Annotated in this window: 13 protein-coding genes and 1 other RNA gene; 5 read left to right on the top strand and 9 right to left on the bottom strand. The window is 52.5% G+C overall.

The genetic code is table 11. The annotated features are described in order from the left end of the window. Nucleotides 1-9: 9 nt before the first annotated feature. Genes diaA through CG67_RS00975 form a run of 3 tightly spaced genes read right to left on the bottom strand, consistent with a single transcriptional unit; the run spans nucleotide 10 to nucleotide 3,149 of the window. Nucleotides 10-597 (bottom strand): DnaA initiator-associating protein DiaA, encoded by a 588-nt coding sequence (diaA, locus tag CG67_RS00985; RefSeq protein ID WP_025901115.1) that lies wholly within the window; start codon nucleotides 595-597, stop codon nucleotides 10-12. Between the two features lie 15 nt (nucleotides 598-612). After that, nucleotides 613-1,008 (bottom strand): YraN family protein, encoded by a 396-nt coding sequence (locus CG67_RS00980; protein WP_025901114.1) that lies wholly within the window; start codon nucleotides 1,006-1,008, stop codon nucleotides 613-615. Beyond that, the gene (locus CG67_RS00975) at nucleotides 954-3,149 is read right to left on the bottom strand and encodes a penicillin-binding protein activator (protein ID WP_025901113.1); all 2,196 of its coding nucleotides are present in this window, start codon (nucleotides 3,147-3,149) and stop codon (nucleotides 954-956) included. Before CG67_RS00975 ends, CG67_RS00980 begins: the two co-directional genes overlap by 55 nt. A 62-nt stretch (nucleotides 3,150-3,211) precedes the next feature. On the opposite strand from CG67_RS00975, the gene rsmI reads away from it, so the two are divergent. Both rsmI and rnpB read left to right on the top strand, forming a co-directional pair. Beyond that, on the top strand, nucleotides 3,212-4,087 hold the full coding sequence (gene rsmI, locus CG67_RS00970) for a 16S rRNA (cytidine(1402)-2'-O)-methyltransferase (RefSeq protein WP_025901112.1): 876 nt from the start codon (nucleotides 3,212-3,214) through the stop codon (nucleotides 4,085-4,087). A 33-nt stretch (nucleotides 4,088-4,120) separates the two neighbouring features. Beyond that, nucleotides 4,121-4,495, top strand: an RNA gene (gene rnpB, locus CG67_RS02030) — RNase P RNA component class A. Nucleotides 4,496-4,711: 216 nt separating this feature from the next. Here the strand turns inward: rnpB and cybC are convergent. Both cybC and pmbA read right to left on the bottom strand, forming a co-directional pair. After that, entirely contained in the window at nucleotides 4,712-5,098 is a 387-nt protein-coding gene (gene cybC, locus CG67_RS00965; RefSeq protein WP_025901111.1) for a cytochrome b562, read from the bottom strand. Nucleotides 5,099-5,173: 75 nt separating this feature from the next. Beyond that, nucleotides 5,174-6,514, bottom strand: coding sequence for a metalloprotease PmbA (gene pmbA, locus CG67_RS00960; protein WP_025901110.1), 1,341 nt, complete (start codon nucleotides 6,512-6,514; stop codon nucleotides 5,174-5,176). Nucleotides 6,515-6,628: 114 nt separating this feature from the next. Here pmbA and yjgA point away from each other — a divergent pair, with 114 nt between their 5' ends. Further along, nucleotides 6,629-7,174: a ribosome biogenesis factor YjgA gene (gene yjgA / locus CG67_RS00955; RefSeq protein ID WP_025901109.1), complete on the top strand. Its 546-nt coding sequence runs from the start codon at nucleotides 6,629-6,631 to the stop codon at nucleotides 7,172-7,174. A gap of 39 nt (nucleotides 7,175-7,213) precedes the next feature. Here the strand turns inward: yjgA and mpl are convergent, their stop codons facing one another. Then, nucleotides 7,214-8,575, bottom strand: a complete 1,362-nt coding sequence (gene mpl / locus CG67_RS00950) for a UDP-N-acetylmuramate:L-alanyl-gamma-D-glutamyl-meso-diaminopimelate ligase (protein ID WP_025901108.1) — start codon at nucleotides 8,573-8,575, stop codon at nucleotides 7,214-7,216. A 150-nt stretch (nucleotides 8,576-8,725) separates the two neighbouring features. On the opposite strand from mpl, the gene fbp reads away from it, so the two are divergent. Then, a complete protein-coding gene (gene fbp / locus CG67_RS00945; protein ID WP_025901107.1) occupies nucleotides 8,726-9,733 on the top strand; it encodes a class 1 fructose-bisphosphatase in 1,008 nt (335 codons plus the stop codon). A 343-nt stretch (nucleotides 9,734-10,076) separates the two neighbouring features. Beyond that, complete coding sequence (ppa, locus tag CG67_RS00935) at nucleotides 10,077-10,604, top strand: inorganic diphosphatase (RefSeq protein ID WP_025901105.1); 528 nt, start codon at nucleotides 10,077-10,079, stop codon at nucleotides 10,602-10,604. Between the two features lie 66 nt (nucleotides 10,605-10,670). Here ppa and CG67_RS00930 read toward each other — a convergent pair whose 3' ends face one another. Genes CG67_RS00930 through CG67_RS00920 form a run of 3 tightly spaced genes read right to left on the bottom strand, consistent with a single transcriptional unit; the run spans nucleotide 10,671 to nucleotide 16,533 of the window. Next, on the bottom strand, nucleotides 10,671-11,009 hold the full coding sequence (locus tag CG67_RS00930) for a gamma-glutamylcyclotransferase (RefSeq protein WP_025901104.1): 339 nt from the start codon (nucleotides 11,007-11,009) through the stop codon (nucleotides 10,671-10,673). Further along, nucleotides 11,009-14,830 carry a translocation/assembly module TamB domain-containing protein gene (locus tag CG67_RS00925; RefSeq protein ID WP_025901103.1) on the bottom strand — a complete coding sequence of 1,274 codons (3,822 nt, stop codon included), beginning with the start codon at nucleotides 14,828-14,830 and terminating at the stop codon, nucleotides 11,009-11,011. The genes CG67_RS00930 and CG67_RS00925 overlap by 1 nt, the downstream gene beginning before the upstream one ends. Then, nucleotides 14,827-16,533, bottom strand: a complete 1,707-nt coding sequence (locus CG67_RS00920; RefSeq protein WP_038024501.1) for an autotransporter assembly complex family protein — start codon at nucleotides 16,531-16,533, stop codon at nucleotides 14,827-14,829. The genes CG67_RS00925 and CG67_RS00920 overlap by 4 nt, the downstream gene beginning before the upstream one ends. Nucleotides 16,534-16,940: the final 407 nt, after the last annotated feature.

Genomic DNA, 16,940 nt, shown 5'->3' with positions numbered 1-16,940 from the left:
CTCCTTCAATTATTCCTGCTGGGGAAACAGCGTGTTATCAATCAGTTCACACAGACAATTCACCGTCAGCATATGCATTTCCTGAATCCTTGCACTGCGATGCGAGGGAATACGAATTTCAACATCATGCGGCCCTAATAAGCCCGCCAGTTCTCCGCCATCATAGCCGGTTAATGCGACAATCGTCATATCCCGGGTGACTGCGGCTTCCACCGCTTTGACAATATCCCGGCTATTGCCGTGAGTCGATATTGCCAGTAAGACATCACCCGCCTGGCCCAGTGCACGCACCTGTTTCGCGTAGATTTCATCATGTTGCCGGTCATTACCGATGGCAGTTAACATAATGTTATCGGCACTTAATGAGACTGCCGGCAGGCTGGGTCGTTCATTCTCAAAGTGATTGATCATCGTTGCAGTAAAATGCTGAGCATTAGCGGCGGATGCTCCGTTGCCACAGCTCAGTATTTTATGCCCGTTAAGTAAAGACTGAACCAGCGTCAGGGCCGCACGGGAAATCGCATCCGGCAACGCTTCGGCCGCGGCTATCTGCGTCTGTATACTTTCGGTAAAACAAGATTTTATTCTTTCCAGCACACAACCACCTGATAATTACATTTCGGTATCAAAAGCGTTTTGAATCCATTGCACATCGTTTCCTGTCACGGCAATGATATCAAAACGACAGCAATCCGTAGCAAAACTTTGCTGACGGGCGGCAAGCCATGCCGCCGCGGCACGAAGAAGACGTCGTTTTTTATCCCGGGTGATGCTTGCCAGTGCACCGCCAAAGCGATCATTTTTTCTGAAACGAACCTCGACGAATACCCATCCGCAGGTATCACGCATAATGAGGTCTATTTCACCGTAAGGGTAGCGAACATTACTGGCTACCCACTGTAATCCGGCCTGTTGTAAAAAGTGGCGTGCCCGCCACTCATACCCTTTACCGATCAGTGTCCGGTCTGTGGTACCGGAACGATCTGTCCCTGAGAATACTGATTCCATGACAACGTCCTGTCGATCACACAATTTGCTCCGGCACTCAGAATCCCGGTATTTCCGTTAATCTGATAACCGGCGCTGTTCCGTAACTGGTTAAAGTGGTTAGCCAGTGTCCAGGCATCAACCCCCATCGCATACAGACGCGCCAGTGAATAGTCGTCATCAAACTTCTTCAGTACCTGTTCCATCAGAGCAGGATCCGCACCGGACAGCAATGGGATATCACTGAACTGCAGACCATCCATCTCAAAACGGAAATCCGGGCCGTCTCCGGACTGAGAACTCCGGGAGCTGGCGTACAGCGCAATATTGCTGCGGGAGCCGGTACGCATGGTGATCATCGGTTTTATCAGCGCCAGTTCACCCTGGCTGGCCACAATATACACCGAGTCAATGTTGCCTGGCGCTGCCACAGGGGCCTCCGAAGGTGCCTGTGGCGCATTAAACGTCATACCTGCCACTGATACCGCAGACCCGGCAGCGGTGCTGCTTGCCGGTTGTACCGTGACCGGTGTCCCTGTCATTGCGATACCCGAATTACTGTTGATACGGGCTTTCAGGTCAGCCACCGAACCAAAGGTTTGCTCTTCAACCAGTGGACCACCCAGCTTTTGCCATTCCTGCGCGAAAGCTTGCGCGACCCGTTGCCCATAACTGTTCGACGGGATTAACAACAGCGGCATTCGCTTATTCTGTGCCCACATATGGCGAGCCGCTTCACGGGCCTCATCTTCCGGGGACAGGGCGAAATAACACATATTGTCATGATTCTGTAAACCATCCGGTTCATTCAGCGCCAGGATTTTGAGAGGAGTGGACGTGTTGGCCACCTGCTGTATATTCTCTTTCAGCAGCGGGCCGACCACCAATGTCGCGCCATCATTCTGTGCCTGCTGTAATAACTGATCCACCGGCTGCGCGTTAGTATCATAAACCCGGATTTGTGCCTGACTGTTAGCCGGTGCCGTGGCAGGTGTTGCCGGTGTTGCCGAAGTACCGTTCACCTGCCCTGCAGGGGCTGCCGTTGCAGACGAAGTACCCGTTGCCGGTTCAGTCAGCGATGTCACAGATACGGCGGAAGGGCTGACTACCGCATTCGGGCTGGCCGGGGTGGCTGCCGGGGGACTGGCCGTTGCAGTCGCCGGAGCCGGCCCTGTGGCGCTGATAGGCATATCAGCGCTGCCAATGACCGGGGCAGTCGTCCCGGTCGGTGCCGCTGTTGCAGGCGTCGCTTGTCCGGTCGGGGTTCCTGATGTTTGCGGTGGCGGTGTCTGCGCCAGTACACCGTTACGGGCATCCTCAAACCCCTGCTCTATGGCCTGCGAGAAAATTGCCGCCGGGCCGGTTAACGGTAGCAGCAGGGCAATGGTATTCGTTGAAGCCGCTGTCATATTCATACTTTGCAGCAATCCGGCAGGCAGCCTTTTTGACGCCGGGTTATCCGGATAACGGATCTGCCAGTCTTTTACGCCCGCTTTCAGGGCATCCTGATTATTGTTGCTGCGGTAGTACACCCCCAGCAGATCGAGCCAGCCTTGCAGGATATTCTCGTTGGCATTAATAACAAAATTATTCGCCTGCTGCTGAGGGATAGTGCGCAGTGCCTGCCAGGTCGCATTAATATTCTTCTGCTGCTCGTCAGTAGACTGCAACAGAGGCTGAAGAGCGATAAAGGCCCGCAGGGTATCCAGCGTCGGTTGTGCGGCGGTTGCCGCAATAAATGTGCGGTAATACCGGGATTGCTGATCGGCAGATAAGCTGCTCAGATCAATCGTTTTCAGCTGCTGCACGGCGCCAGTCGCGTTATGCACAGATACCGCGTATTGCGCCTTCAGTAAGCTCAGCTCTTGCTTTTGCACGGCAGTCATGTTGTCAGGGAGTGCCTGCAGCTGTTTTAGAGCCTCAGGTGATTTACCCTCGTTGATTAGCGCGCGGATTGCGAGTAATTGCCAGCCGGTCTTGCTATCATCACGACTTTGCTGCATCTGCTGCAGATAATATGCAGAGGTGCCTGTTTCCGGCCCCTGCACATCAACAGCAGGTGCCTGAGGCTCCTGAGTGGTACAGGCCGCCAGAATCAGCCCGGCGAGAACAACGGGGACAAAACGCCCTGCTTTACGACGATTCACTTTTGAAAGAAGCATACGGTATCCGGTTATGTTTTTCTCAGAACGCCTAATATTAAATCGGCAATTCGGATGAAACAATGAAACAAAACGATCAGACAGAGATTTCTGCGGGCACGCTCTACATCGTCCCGACCCCCATTGGTAACCTGGGCGATATCACTCAGCGTGCGCTGACTGTCCTGTCAGATGCAGACTTGATTGCCGCAGAAGATACACGCCACACGGGTATGTTACTACAACATTTCGCAATCAATGCGCGCCTGTTCGCACTGCACGACCATAATGAACAGCAAAAAGCTGACCACCTGATAAGCCGCTTACAGGCAGGTCAAAGTATAGCTCTGGTCTCAGATGCAGGAACGCCATTAATTAATGACCCGGGGTATCATCTGGTCAGTAAATGCCGGGAAGCCGGACTGAAAGTTGTGCCCCTCCCCGGTGCCTGTGCGGCGATCACAGCATTAAGTGCCTCGGGATTACCGTCCGATCGATTCTGTTACGAAGGATTTCTGCCGGCAAAAACCAAGGGTCGTTGCGATGCACTTCGTGCCCTGGTACAGGAACCCCGGACGCTGATTTTCTATGAATCCACCCACCGGTTACTGGACTGCCTGCAGGATATGGTGCAGGAATTCGGCGGTGACCGTTTTGTGGTACTGGCCCGTGAAATTACCAAAACCTGGGAAAGCATTCACGGAGCACCGGTCGCAGAACTGCTCGACTGGGTCCGCGAAGATGATAACCGCCGTAAAGGTGAGATGGTGCTGATTGTCGAAGGCTATCATGCCGATGAAGAAGCCCTGCCTCCGGAAGCCTTACGGACCCTGGGCCTGCTGCAGCGCGAACTGCCACTGAAAAAAGCCGCCGCCCTCACCGCTGAAATTCACGGCGTGAAGAAAAATGCGTTATACCGTTACGCTCTTGATCAGCAGGAAGATCAGGAAGACGCGTGACAAATGGCGTCAAATGCCCTATCATCCGCCGCCGAAGCTGACCAGACAGTCGCCGCTTCGTCGTCGTCCTTTCGGGGAGACGGGCGGAGGGGAGGAAAGTCCGGGCTCCATAGGGCAGGGTGCCAGGTAACGCCTGGGAGGCGCAAGCCTACGACCAGTGCAACAGAGAGCAAACCGCCGATGGCCCGTTTACGGGATCAGGTAAGGGTGAAAGGGTGCGGTAAGAGCGCACCGCGCGGCTGGCAACAGTCCGTGGCACGGTAAACTCCACCCGGAGCAAGGCCAAATAGGGGTTCACATGGTACGGCCCGTACTGAACCCGGGTAGGCTGCTTGAGCCAGTGAGCGATTGCTGGCCTAGACGAATGACTGTCCACGACAGAACCCGGCTTACCGGTCAGCTTCGACTCATTCGACACAATCAGGGGCTGTTTCTTATCGCATACCGGATGACCGGGCGCGGAAGGAACAGCCCCTTTTTGTTTCCGTTTTCTGACGTTGCCGGCGCAGGTGACAGAACAACGCCCCTCAGCGCATCCGGCCATCATCCTTCGCCGAAACACAACCGCAGCAACGTCTGTGCGTCACAGGCCCGGGGATCCCGGGCAACAGAAACGCTTTGCGGTTAGCGGAACTTACGGTGGTTCTGATTGCGGATTTCAATCAGTTTTTTGGCCGCGGCTTTAGCTTCCGGTAATTTATTGTTCACCGCCAATGCATCCACGACCTTAATCTGGGCGATCAGCTGATCAATTCCTGCACGGTAGGCTTTCATATTGTCACTGTCAGCAGCCTGCCCCTGCAGAGTATAGGGGGTATCTTTTCTGGCATCTTCCGCTGCCTGACGCATTTTTTCCAGCGACTGATGCATTTCCTGAGCGCTGCCGGTATTTTGTACTGTCACTAGCTGAGAACCCAGAATATCCATGTCCTGCTCAAGAGGCAGCGCATTGGCAATCAAGGGAAAACATAATAATGACGCGGTGAAAACCATGACTGAAGATAGACGCATTGCTCACTCCTTACGGTAAACAGGGCCGCGATGGCGGCCCCCTTTCTGTTATTATTTTACTTTCAGTTCAAACGGTCACTGACCGGCAATTTTCATTTCCGGTAACAGAACTGAACCACACTGAATATTACTGCGTGTTTCGATATCATCACCCACAGTGACAATATTCTTCCACATATCGCGGAGATTCCCGGCAATAGTAATTTCACTGACCGGATACTGAATCTCACCGTTTTCTACCCAGAAGCCGGAAGCGCCACGGGAGTAGTCTCCGGTCATGGCACTGACGCCCTGCCCCATGAGCTCAGTCACTACCAGCCCGGTGCCCATCTGTTTCAGTAACTGGTCAAAAGAATGCCCCTGACCGGCAATACGCCAGTTATGGATGCCTCCCGCATGCCCCGTGCTGTGCAGACCCAGTTTCCTGGCTGAGTAGCTGGTCAGCAGCCATTGCTGTAAGACACCGTTGTCAATAATCGTACGATCGCGCGTACTCACACCTTCGCTGTCAAACGGCGTGGAGGCCACCCCTTTCAGGACATGCGGTCGTTCTTCAATATTCAGCCAGTGCGGGAAAATTTCTTCACCCAATGCGTCGAGGAGGAAGGTGGATTTGCGGTAGACACTGCCGCCGCTGATCGCGCCGACCAGATGACCAAATAATCCTGTCGCCACTTCAGAGGCAAAAATCACCGGCGCTTTCATGGTCGCCAGTTTGCGCGGAGCCAGGCGGGCCAATGTCCGGCGGGCACACTCCTCACCCACCCATTGTGCAGATTTCAAATCGGCAAAATCACGGGCAGCGGTATAGGCGTAGTTACGCTCCATATGCCCGTCCTGCTCTGCAATCACACTGCCGGATATACCGTGACGGCTGCTGCAATAACTGTTCAGCAGACCGTGGCTGTTACCGAATACGCGGATACTCGCATGGCTGTTGAAACTCCCCCCTTCGGTATTCACAATACGCTTATCCGCCTGTAAGGCACTCTGTTCGGCTTCTGCGGCCAGTTCAATCGCCCGGTCAACGTCGATGTCCAGCGGGTGAAAGAGGTCCAGATCAGGGGGGGTCCATGCCAGCAGATCTTTTTCTGCGACATCGGCATAAGGGTCCGGCGAGGTGTAACGTGCAATGTCTACCGCTGCCTGCACCGTCCGCTGAATAGCTTCAGGGCTCAGATCTGTCGAAGACGCGCTGCCTTTACGCTGCTGCAGGTAAACGGTGATCCCTAACGCACCATCGCTATTGAATTCAACGTTTTCCACCTCGCCGTAGCGGGTACTGACGCTGAGGCCTGTCGTTTTACTTACGGCGACTTCTGCGCCATCGGTGGTGGCTTTCGCCAGTTCAAGCGCGTGAGAAACTGCCTGTTCCAGTACTTTACGTTGTTCTGCAACCTGAGTTGATACGTTCATCGATCTGCCGTCTACTCTTATGTATGAATATAATCAGTCTATCAGAGTCAGAGAACAATTTCGCAGTCACCCTGTAACCTGTTAGCATTAGCCTCTTTTTTCAGGAGCCAGATAATGACAAAACAACCCGAAGAGTGGCTCGATCACGAGCCGGACCCGCTAGAAGATGAAGATGATGAGATTATCTGGGTCAGTAAAAGTGAGATAAAGCGGGACGCTGAAGAACTAAAACGCCTGGGTACCGAGCTTGTCGACCTGAGTAAAAGTTCTCTGGAGCGTATTCCGCTGGATGAGCAATTACGTGAAGCGATAGAACTGGCGCAGCGTATTAAAAAAGAAGCGCGTCGCCGGCAGATCCAGCTGATTGGTAAGCTGTTACGCTCCCGTGATGTCGAGCCTATCCGCCAGGCGCTGGATAAGCTTAAAAACCGTCATAATCAGCAGGTGTCGTTATTTCACAAGCTGGAAGGGATCCGCGACCGGTTAATTGAGCAAGGTGATGACGCCATCGCTGAAGTCATTAGCCTCTACCCTGCCGCTGACCGGCAGCAGCTACGGAGTTTTGTCCGTAACGCACAAAAAGAGAAGGCGGCAAACAAAGCGCCGAAATCTGCGCGGTTAATCTTTCAGTATCTGCGCGAGCTGGCTGAAGCAGAATAAGCGTTCAGACCGGGCGAGTCACCTCGCCCGGCTGAGACCTTATCCGGCCTGCAGTAACCGCTGCTGAAGTTTCTGGTGAATACCTTCAAATCCGCCATTACTCATGACCAGCACGGTATCACCCGGTTTCGCTTCCCGGGCAATCATGTCGACCAGAGTATCAATGTCTGCACTCCAGTGTGCCGGCTGAAGACAAGCCTCTGCCACTTCTGACACCTGCCAGCCTATATGGTGTGGCTGATAAAGAAAGACATGATCGGCCTTAGCAAGCGAAGGAGCAAGCTCATCCTTACTGACACCCAGTTTCATGGTATTGGAGCGGGGTTCAAGCACTGCCAGAATCCGTCCTTTGTTCCCAACCTTACTGCGCAGCGCTGACAGGGTCGCCAGTATGGCCGTCGGATGATGGGCAAAATCATCATAAACATCGATACCATTAAACTGTCCACGCAGTTCAAGACGACGTTTGGCATTCACAAAATCATTGAGCGCGAGCGCTGCATTTTCCGGGGTCACCCCGACATGTCGCGCTGCGGCCATCGCCATCAGCCCGTTATGCATGTTGTGTTCCCCCACCAGCGACCAGCTCACCTCAGCTACCTGTTCACCGTCATAGAGGACTTTCCAGCGGGAAGCATCTGCCGTGATCTTTTGTGCCTGCCAGTGACCATGCTCGCCCAGCGTTTCCTGTTCACTCCAGCAGCCCATATTAATGACCTGACGAAGATTGCTGTCCTGTTCCGGCCACAGGATTTTCCCCTGACCAGGGACGATGCGCACCAGGTGATGGAACTGACGCTGGATAGCCCGTAAGTCATCAAAGATATCCGCATGATCGAACTCAAGGTTATTGAGGATCAGAGTGCGCGGGCAGTAATGGACGAATTTGGAACGCTTATCAAAGAATGCACTGTCATATTCATCGGCTTCGATCACGAAAAACGGACTTTCACCCAGTCGGGCGGAAACATCAAAATTACCCGGCACACCGCCAATCACAAACCCCGGAGCTAACCCGGCAGCTTCCAGGATCCATGCCACCATACCTGAGGTGGTCGTTTTGCCGTGGGTGCCAGCAACCGCAAGAACCCAGCGGTCCCGCAGCACAAAATCGTGCAGCCATTGAGGACCGGAGAGATACGGAATATTTTTTTCCAGTACCGCTTCCACACAGGGATTTCCCCTGGCCATCGCATTACCGATGATCACCAGGTCCGGGGCCGGTTCCAACTGTTCCGGGTCATAACCCTGAGTTAATTCAATACCCTGCTGTTCCAGCAGTGTGCTCATTGGCGGGTAAACATTGTTGTCCGAGCCGGTGACCTCATGTCCCAGCGCACGGGCGAGTATGGCTAACCCGCCCATAAATGTGCCACAAATACCCAGAATGTGAATTCGCATAAACAGATCCATTACCCAAAAGTTCAGCTACAGTGTAACTCCTGAGCCGACAACTAAGAAACAGATGATTGATTAAGTTGTTCAGCCCCGATAAGGTTACATTAGTGTTAATATCAGGTGAGTCATTAATTAACAAACCAGAGAGTTGTTATGAAAACATTGGGCGAATTTATTGTTGAAAAGCAGCATGACTTTCCTCATGCCACCGGTGAGCTTACCGCACTGATTTCAGCTATTAAGCTGGGTGCCAAGGTGATTCATCGTGATATTAATAAAGCCGGCCTGGTCGATATTCTGGGCACCAGTGGTGTCGAAAATATCCAGGGCGAACAGCAAATGAAGCTGGATTGGTTCGCCAATGAAAAGCTGAAAGCCGCTCTGAAAGCCCGCGGGATCGTCGCCGGAATTGCCTCTGAAGAAGAAGATGAATTCGTCATCTTTGAAGGGGTCGAAGATGGTAAGTATGTGGTCCTGATGGATCCGCTCGATGGCTCTTCTAACATTGATGTCAATGTCTCTGTCGGTACCATTTTCTCTATCTATCATCGTATCACTCCGGCCGGTACGCCGGTGACCGAAGAAGACTTTATGCAACCCGGAACACAGCAGGTTGCAGCAGGCTATGTGGTCTACGGTTCTTCCACCATGCTGGTGTACACGACCGGCCATGGGGTGCATGCCTTTACCTATGATCCGTCACTCGGTCTGTTTTGCCTGAGTCAGGAGCGTATGGCATTCCCGCCGCAAGGCAATACTTACTCCATTAATGAGGGTTACTACTCACGTTTCCCGAAAGGCGTAAAAAGATATATTAAATTCTGTCAGGAAGATGATGAAGCCAGCCGCCGCCCTTACACTTCACGGTATATCGGCTCACTGGTGGCTGACTTTCACCGTAACCTGCTGAAAGGGGGTATTTACCTGTATCCGAGCACGGCTCAGTACCCTAAGGGCAAATTACGTTTATTGTATGAATGCAACCCGATGGCCTTCCTGGCGGAGCAGGCCGGGGGGAAAGCCAGTGATGGTGCCAACCGTATTCTTGAGCTGAAGCCACAGAGTATCCACCAGCGTAGCCCGTTCTTCGTGGGTAACACGGCAATGGTCGATGACGTGGAACGTTTTATGCGTGAAAACCCGGAACAGGCTCCGCGCTAACCTTCCGCTACCGGCAGGCCGGACGTGCGGTATAGATCATGATGTGCATCTTCCAGCATGACATCAGGATTGCGTCTACCCTCGCCTGCCCGGTCGCATTTCCCGCGCGCCGGTAAGTGGATCCCCCCAAACGCCCGCTCTGGCGGGCCATGAATGCAAAAGCCCGATGTTTACCCTGTTTCTGCAGCGGCTGTGTGGTTTTTATCCATCGTATCCCTTCACCTGGCCGGCGGCCTTCTCCCTCCTGGCAGATCACTCTGAAAGAAGAAAAAGAGACAATACTTTCACTGTCAGTTAGCTATAATACCGGGCACTCAATTTACGTCACTAAAGGAATTAAACGATGAGTTTGAACCTGGTTGAGGCAGGTAAAGATCTGCCAGAAGATATCTACGTTATCATTGAAATCCCGGCGAACGCTGACCCTATCAAATACGAAGTGGATAAAGAGTCAGGTGCTCTGTTTGTCGATCGTTTCATGTCTACTGCCATGTTCTACCCATGTAACTATGGTTACATCAACCATACCCTGTCACTGGATGGTGATCCGGTAGACGTACTGGTACCGACACCGTATCCGTTAGAGCATGGTTCAGTGATCCGTTGCCGCCCGGTGGGTGTTCTGAAAATGACTGATGAGTCCGGTGAAGATGCGAAAGTCGTTGCTGTACCACACAGCAAACTGACCAAAGAATATGATCACGTTAAAGATGTGAATGATCTTCCGGAACTACTGCGCGCTCAGATCACGCATTTCTTTGAGCACTACAAAGACCTGGAAAAAGGTAAGTGGGTGAAAGTTGACGGATGGGCTGACGCTGCTGCTGCAAAAGCTGAAATTCTGGAATCTTTCAAACGCGCACAGAAATAATTTCTGCTGAACGAAAAAAAACGCCGTCCGGTTCGCACCGACGGCGTTTTTTATTTATGGCGATGTTCAGTCCCTTTCCAGCCAGTCGCCGCTGTCAATTCGCTGACGCCCGGCCACAGGACGTTGATAGATATACATCCATGCGCTGCCGTAAGGGGTAGAAATTAACCGGCGTGTATATTCCCCCCCACGGGTTCTCAACGCATCAAGCTCCCCCAGTGTGGTGGCATCAATCCGGTAGACTTCACAATAGACACTCCCTTCTCCTGCAACCACCCCCGGATACAACCCCAGATGATAAAGCTCATATCCCTCGGCCCGGTAATCCCCTAACCACTGCGCATTGGTCATCCAGTGACTATTTCCCTGCTTGCGCCTTAAACTGCCATAGACAATTATTCGCATTACTGAAACTCGAACTGATAAAGCAAATCCAGCGCCTGGTCAACGCCAGACACGGCTTCCAAATAGAGTTTAGGCATCAGCCGGTAACGCAGCGTCAGTGTCGCCAGTGAATCGAATAAGCCGACACCATATTTTACCTGCAGTCCCGGCAGGACATATCCACTGACCTGCACTTGCTGACTATCGCCGACACCCGTGGTATCAAGCGCCAGGTTACTGACACCAAAGGTCTCACCAATTTTGCCTAACACCTGGCCACTTTGTGCAACCCCGAGACCAATCAAAGCCGAGGTCAGCGCATTGCTGTCACCGTCACTGCCCAGACCTTGCCCGCGTAACAGGTACGACAGAGCTTCCTGTTGTGACATTGTCGGGTCAGAGAACACTTCTACTTTAGGTGAATCTGCCAGACCGGTGACACGAATACCTGCGGTGACATCATCCTCTGTCGCTTCAGGGTTACGGATAGCTTCCAGATTGACATAAGGTTCGGATGGCGGTCCGGAGAACTGTAACTGTCCTTTGCGAACCAGCAGATCCTGCCCATACGCATGGAAGCGTCCTGAAGGGATATTAATCTGTCCATTCAGCCCGAGTCCATTTTTATCCTGTAATACTTTCAAATCTCCGGTCAGGCTGGCATCCAGCCCAAAGGCTGACAAACGAACATCGTTACCTATATGTATGATTAAATTGCTGTTTATAGGAACAGAGGTTGTTTTTGGCTTAATAGGCTGCAAGTTATCATCCAGCATCACCAGATCTGAAGAATTACCGACGGCGCTTTGTGGTACGGACTGCACAGTAATTCTGGCCCATGGAATGTCGACCCGGCCATCCAGATTAAATGCCGCCGGCGTTGCTTCAAACACCAGGTCCGGCGAAACATCCATTCTGACCATCGGTGGCACAGTGACACGGATTTTTTCACCTTTCGCGGCAATCCTGGCCCGCCAGTTATCCAGCTGACTCCAGTCTGCATTCCCTGTCAGGTTAAGGCTCCCCTGTCGTGTGCCAATCATCCCTTCCAGCGTGGAGCTGACGCCGTTGAATACCAGCTTCAGGTTGCCGGTGGTCATATCGATCGGCATAAAATTACCGTTAATATCCACATCGGTCAGTGCTGTCTGGCCGTACACCCGGGGAGCAGAAAGATTACCTGACAGCCGTAACTGACTGTTAAGCATACCTTTAATATTCTCTCCTGTGACCAGCACCGGATTAAACAACCCGAGAGAGAAATTATTAATATTGATGTTACCACTCAGATTACGGGCTTTTTGCGGGTCATTAATCTGTATGTTTCCGTCCAGCTGACCGTTATTTGCAAGCCGGATAAGCCAGCCTAGCTGTGCTTTGCCGTTGACCAGAGACGCTTTCAGAGTAAGAACATCAAATGCAACAGGCAGGAATTTCCCCTGGACCTCCTGCTTCACTTCTACCCCTTTACCGTCCAGAACGACATTTCCGGTAGGTAAGCCTGAACCGGCTTTCCAGTTTACGCGGGCATCACCACTGAAAACCCCTTTAAGCTGTGTCGTGCCGGGTAACAGCGGCTTCAGCATAGCCAGATCAACACGGACTAACTGAATACGCGCATGCCCGTCGGCGCCAGCAACAATCGGCTCCGGTACACAAATCTGTGCATCCGGGCTCAGCCAGCAATGACTGCCGATAGTGATACTTTTCAGTGTATTTTTATAATCCAGACTGACCGCTTTACTTAACTGCCAGTCACCCACCGGCGTTGCAAAGCGGGTATTGCTAAGGGTGCCCTGCCAGCGCTGCTGCTGGCGGTCAAAACTGCCGTTCAGAGTTAACTGACCGGAAACCGGCTTACCTTCAACCGTCAGTCTGAGCTGATGCTGCTTTTCACTGCCGCTGGCATCCAGCACCACACTGCGAATATCCAGCGTATCCTGCCGGAGCTGGTTAATACGCAGTGCCATTTTGCCTGCAATTTCTTTACCGGAAGTCACGTTACCTTGCAGACTGAAATCATGGACCTGCAACTGCTGCCAGCGTAATGCCTGACCACGAAGATCCGCCTGCACTTCCGGAGCCTCCAGTGTACCGCGGGCTTTCACCGAGCCTTTCACCACGCCGCCGAGACCGGGTAACGCGTTATCCAGATGCGAGGCATCAATATCAGCATCCAGGCTGATTTTTTTATCCAGTGTCCCTTTAATATCCAGCCGGTTTTGTCCCAGCTGCACGTTAATCCCCGGGATATTCCATTGATTATAACTGTTACCCGACAGAGAGCCTTTAACGTTCACGGCATTCTGTTTAACGTTCCCCTTCAGCAATAACGTCGGAACGCTGACCTGCCAGCTTCCTCCGTACATACTGCCCCGGGTGGTGATCGTCCCGTCAAGGCGTGACGGCCATTGCGGATACTGCTTCGCCGTATTGATTCCGGCCAGCGTCAGTTCACTGTTCCAGCTGATAGCTTTCGTCCAGTCAACCAGCGCCTTAATATCCGCACTCCCCTGTAAAGCACCGATATGCAGTTTATCGAGTGAGAAATGTTCTGTGTTCCCTTTCCCGTCCAGCGAAATATCCGCAGGAGGGATCGTACTGCCCGACACCGAACTCCGGAACGCGATAGTGTAGTCGGTCGCTTTCCCGCCGGTTGCTAATGAAAGATTATTCACCAACCATTCGGACTTACCGCTCAGAGGCCAGCGTAATTGCGGGCTGGTCAGGTGAAGAGAGAATGGCAGTCCGATGACGGCAGGCTGAGCCATCGCCTGCAGCTGTGCACGGACCGGGCCGGACAAATTCAGACTCAGGTTAACCTGCTTTTTCGCCGCTCCGCCGATCACCAGTTTGACTTTCTGGCCCTTCACCGGAGCCATATTCACATCACTGTTCAGGGTCAGGTTCAATGGCCAGTCACCACTGAGGGTCGCCTGTCCGGTCGCACTCAGGATCCCCTGCTGAGCATTGATACGCAGGGTTTGTAAATCGACTTTATTATCAATAGCCTGAGCATTTAACTGCAGACGGTTCACCGTAATGTCGGTGTCTCCTGTCAGACGCAGATCCTCACCCAGGATTTCATCGATACGAATATCCAGCGGTAAGCGGAATTCAGGAAGGTTGAGCAATGGTTTGGCAAAAAGCGCGTTCAGCATATCGGCCGGAGACTGTGCCGGAACCTTTTCCGTCACTGTGCTGACTTTCTTTGTCTCCGTGTTTTGCACCGCCGTACTGCCGGTAGTTTTTACCACGGTATCGGTCGCCGCGCTCGCCACCGCGGTTTTCGTTTTTGGCAGAGCCAGAAGCAGGTTCTCTATCCGTGTCGGGGTCAGCGTCAGCTGACGGCCCTGCCAGTTAAGCCCTGTGGAAAAACTCCCCAGCGAGATGGCGGTGTCATCGACTTTGACATTCACATTCTCTAAGGCCACATGCCGCAGCAGTATCGGATAAGGGGTTGAGATTTCTCCGCTGCTTTTGTCCTCACTTTTGGACGGTGATGACGGAGCCATTTTGCTGCTATCCACCACCACACTCACATCTTTCAGCGTGATATCGTTAACACAGACCGACGAATGGATCAGACAACGGGCATCCAGCGATAAATGAAGCTCGCCACCGGATACACTGACCCCGGGCATCTGATACCCGAGACCTTTAATCGTCAGATCTTTCCAGCCGCCGTTTACCTGTTGGATCTTCAATCCCGGTACCCAGCGGGCAGCACTATTAAGGACCAGGTGCAGCCCCGGAGCTGTACCGATCAGCACCCCGATAATCACTATCAGCAGTAATAAGAATACCAGGATCCCTGTCAGGACTTTCTTCCATAGCGTCATAATTCCGGCCCCAACCCGATGTAAAACTGTAATCCGCGTTCATCTTTATCACCCACCGCACGGGCAATATCCAGTTTGATTGGCCCCACCGGCGATGCCCAGCGGATCCCTACCCCGGTACCGGTTTTGATATCGGTATCTTTGATATCATTCACCGCTTCACCGGAATCAAGGAACACGGCTCCCCACCATTTTCCGGTGAAGTTATATTGATACTCTACCGACCCGGTCGCCATTTTTGAGGCCCCGGTCAGCTTGTCATCGGAATCGCGCGGAGAGACATCTTTATATTTATAACCACGGATACTGCGGTCGCCCCCGGCGAAGAAGCGTAAATCCGGCGGCACACGATCAAAATTATTAGTTTCTATCCAGCCCACATTGCCACGGAAAACAAACCGGTGTCTTTCTGCCAGCGTGCGGATCCAGACGTTCTGTGCCTGCAGAATGACAAAATCAATATCAGAACCCCAGGTGGTATCAGAAACATCTACAGAGTAACGCTGTGAATCGCCCCAGGTCGGCATCATTCCTCCCCGTGAACGGGTGCGGTTAACGCTAACCCCCGGGTAAAGCAGCATGGTGGTATCGGTCACGGTTCCCTGTGTATAGTGATCCAGCCTCCAACGCAGGTTCAATGCTTTCTGCCAGCCTGAGCTGTTTTCCCAGTAGCGGGAAACCGCCAGGGTCGAGGTATCGGCATTGGTATCATTCAGGTCAGTACGTTTCAACCCACCCTGGAAGAGATAATACTGTTCCAGCGGGCTCTTCAGTAACGGGACTTTATAACTCATATCCAGTTGCTGCTCGGGCTGAGACAGATAGGTGCTGAAGGACATGCTCTGCCCGCCATCGTTCACCCAGGGGCGTTTCCAGGTCGCTTTCACATGGGGTCCGACATCAGTGGAGTACCCTACCCCTGTTTCTACCGTATTTTTGACCGCCGGTGTCAGTACGGTATCGATAGGTAATACTTTTGAGGTATGTGCTTTCGTAAAGTCCGGAGAGGCCACCACGGAGCTGAACCAGCCGCTTGCTGATAAGCGACGGTTTAATTCAGCAAGATCAAGAGAACTGTATTTATCGCCTTTATGAAAAGGAACCAGACGGCGCAGATATTCCTCACGGATTTGCGACCCCTGGAAAATCACATCGCCAAAGCGGTAACGTTTGCCGCTGTCATAGTCCAGATCCCAGAAGGCTTCGCCCCTGTCGACCGACACGCCAAGTTCACTTTTTTTAAACTCACCATCGAAATAGCCGTTACGCAGGGCCAGGCTGGAAAATCCATTTTTGAAGCTATCGTAATCGCCCTGATTTAGTATGGTGCCTGTTTCAGGGCGGCCTTTTTTAATCCAGGCCTGATATTCCGGGTCCAGTCTGGCATCCCCTTCCAGCACAATGGTACTGCCGGCAATTTTGACCGGAGGACCAGGGTCAACCGTCACTTTAATCACACTATTTTTTGTTGTCAGTGCTTCAGGTAACGTCTGAAAGGTGATCACTGGCTGAAAATACCCCAGTGCGCTGAGACTTTTTTTAATTGAATCCGTCAAACGTGCCTGAAAGCGACTGTCTGCCGAAACTTCATCACTGGATATCGAGGCGAGACCGAGTCTGACGTTATTTTGTAATTCGCCCGACAAGCCTTCCAGTTGTAACCGAACGGTCGCTGCCTGAATTGCGGGCGCAGCCAGCAACATCAGTGTCAGACCATACAGTGATAAACGTAGACGTGGCACGTAAACTCCTGTTCAAAAACCGTTCTCTTCTGCAGAGGGGATTTCTCTGTCAGTATAAAATTGCTCAACTACAGCGTAGTCGTCCATTCCGGAAGCGGAGAGGAAAAACGATAAAAAGCTCTCCGCTTTCAGGCAGGTATTGTCTGAAAATGCTCCGGCTAACACAACACCTGACAACAGATAAAACGCAGTTACCCGGAACTTTTCCGGTCTCTGCCTGCCTCTGGTTGCCTTAAATCAGGCTGACCCTGTTTTATCCGCACCAATATCGCCGGCCAATATTTAATCAATTTTGCCTCTGGCAGGCTCTCTGCGGCTGCTGTTATAATGGGCGCTTCAGGTCATCCTGATGTGTTTCTGTCCGACAA

Source organism: Tatumella sp. UCD-D_suzukii (assembly GCF_000611875.2).
Classification (GTDB): Bacteria; Pseudomonadota; Gammaproteobacteria; order Enterobacterales; family Enterobacteriaceae; genus Tatumella; species Tatumella ptyseos.
This window is presented reverse-complemented; position numbering and strand designations above follow the sequence as displayed.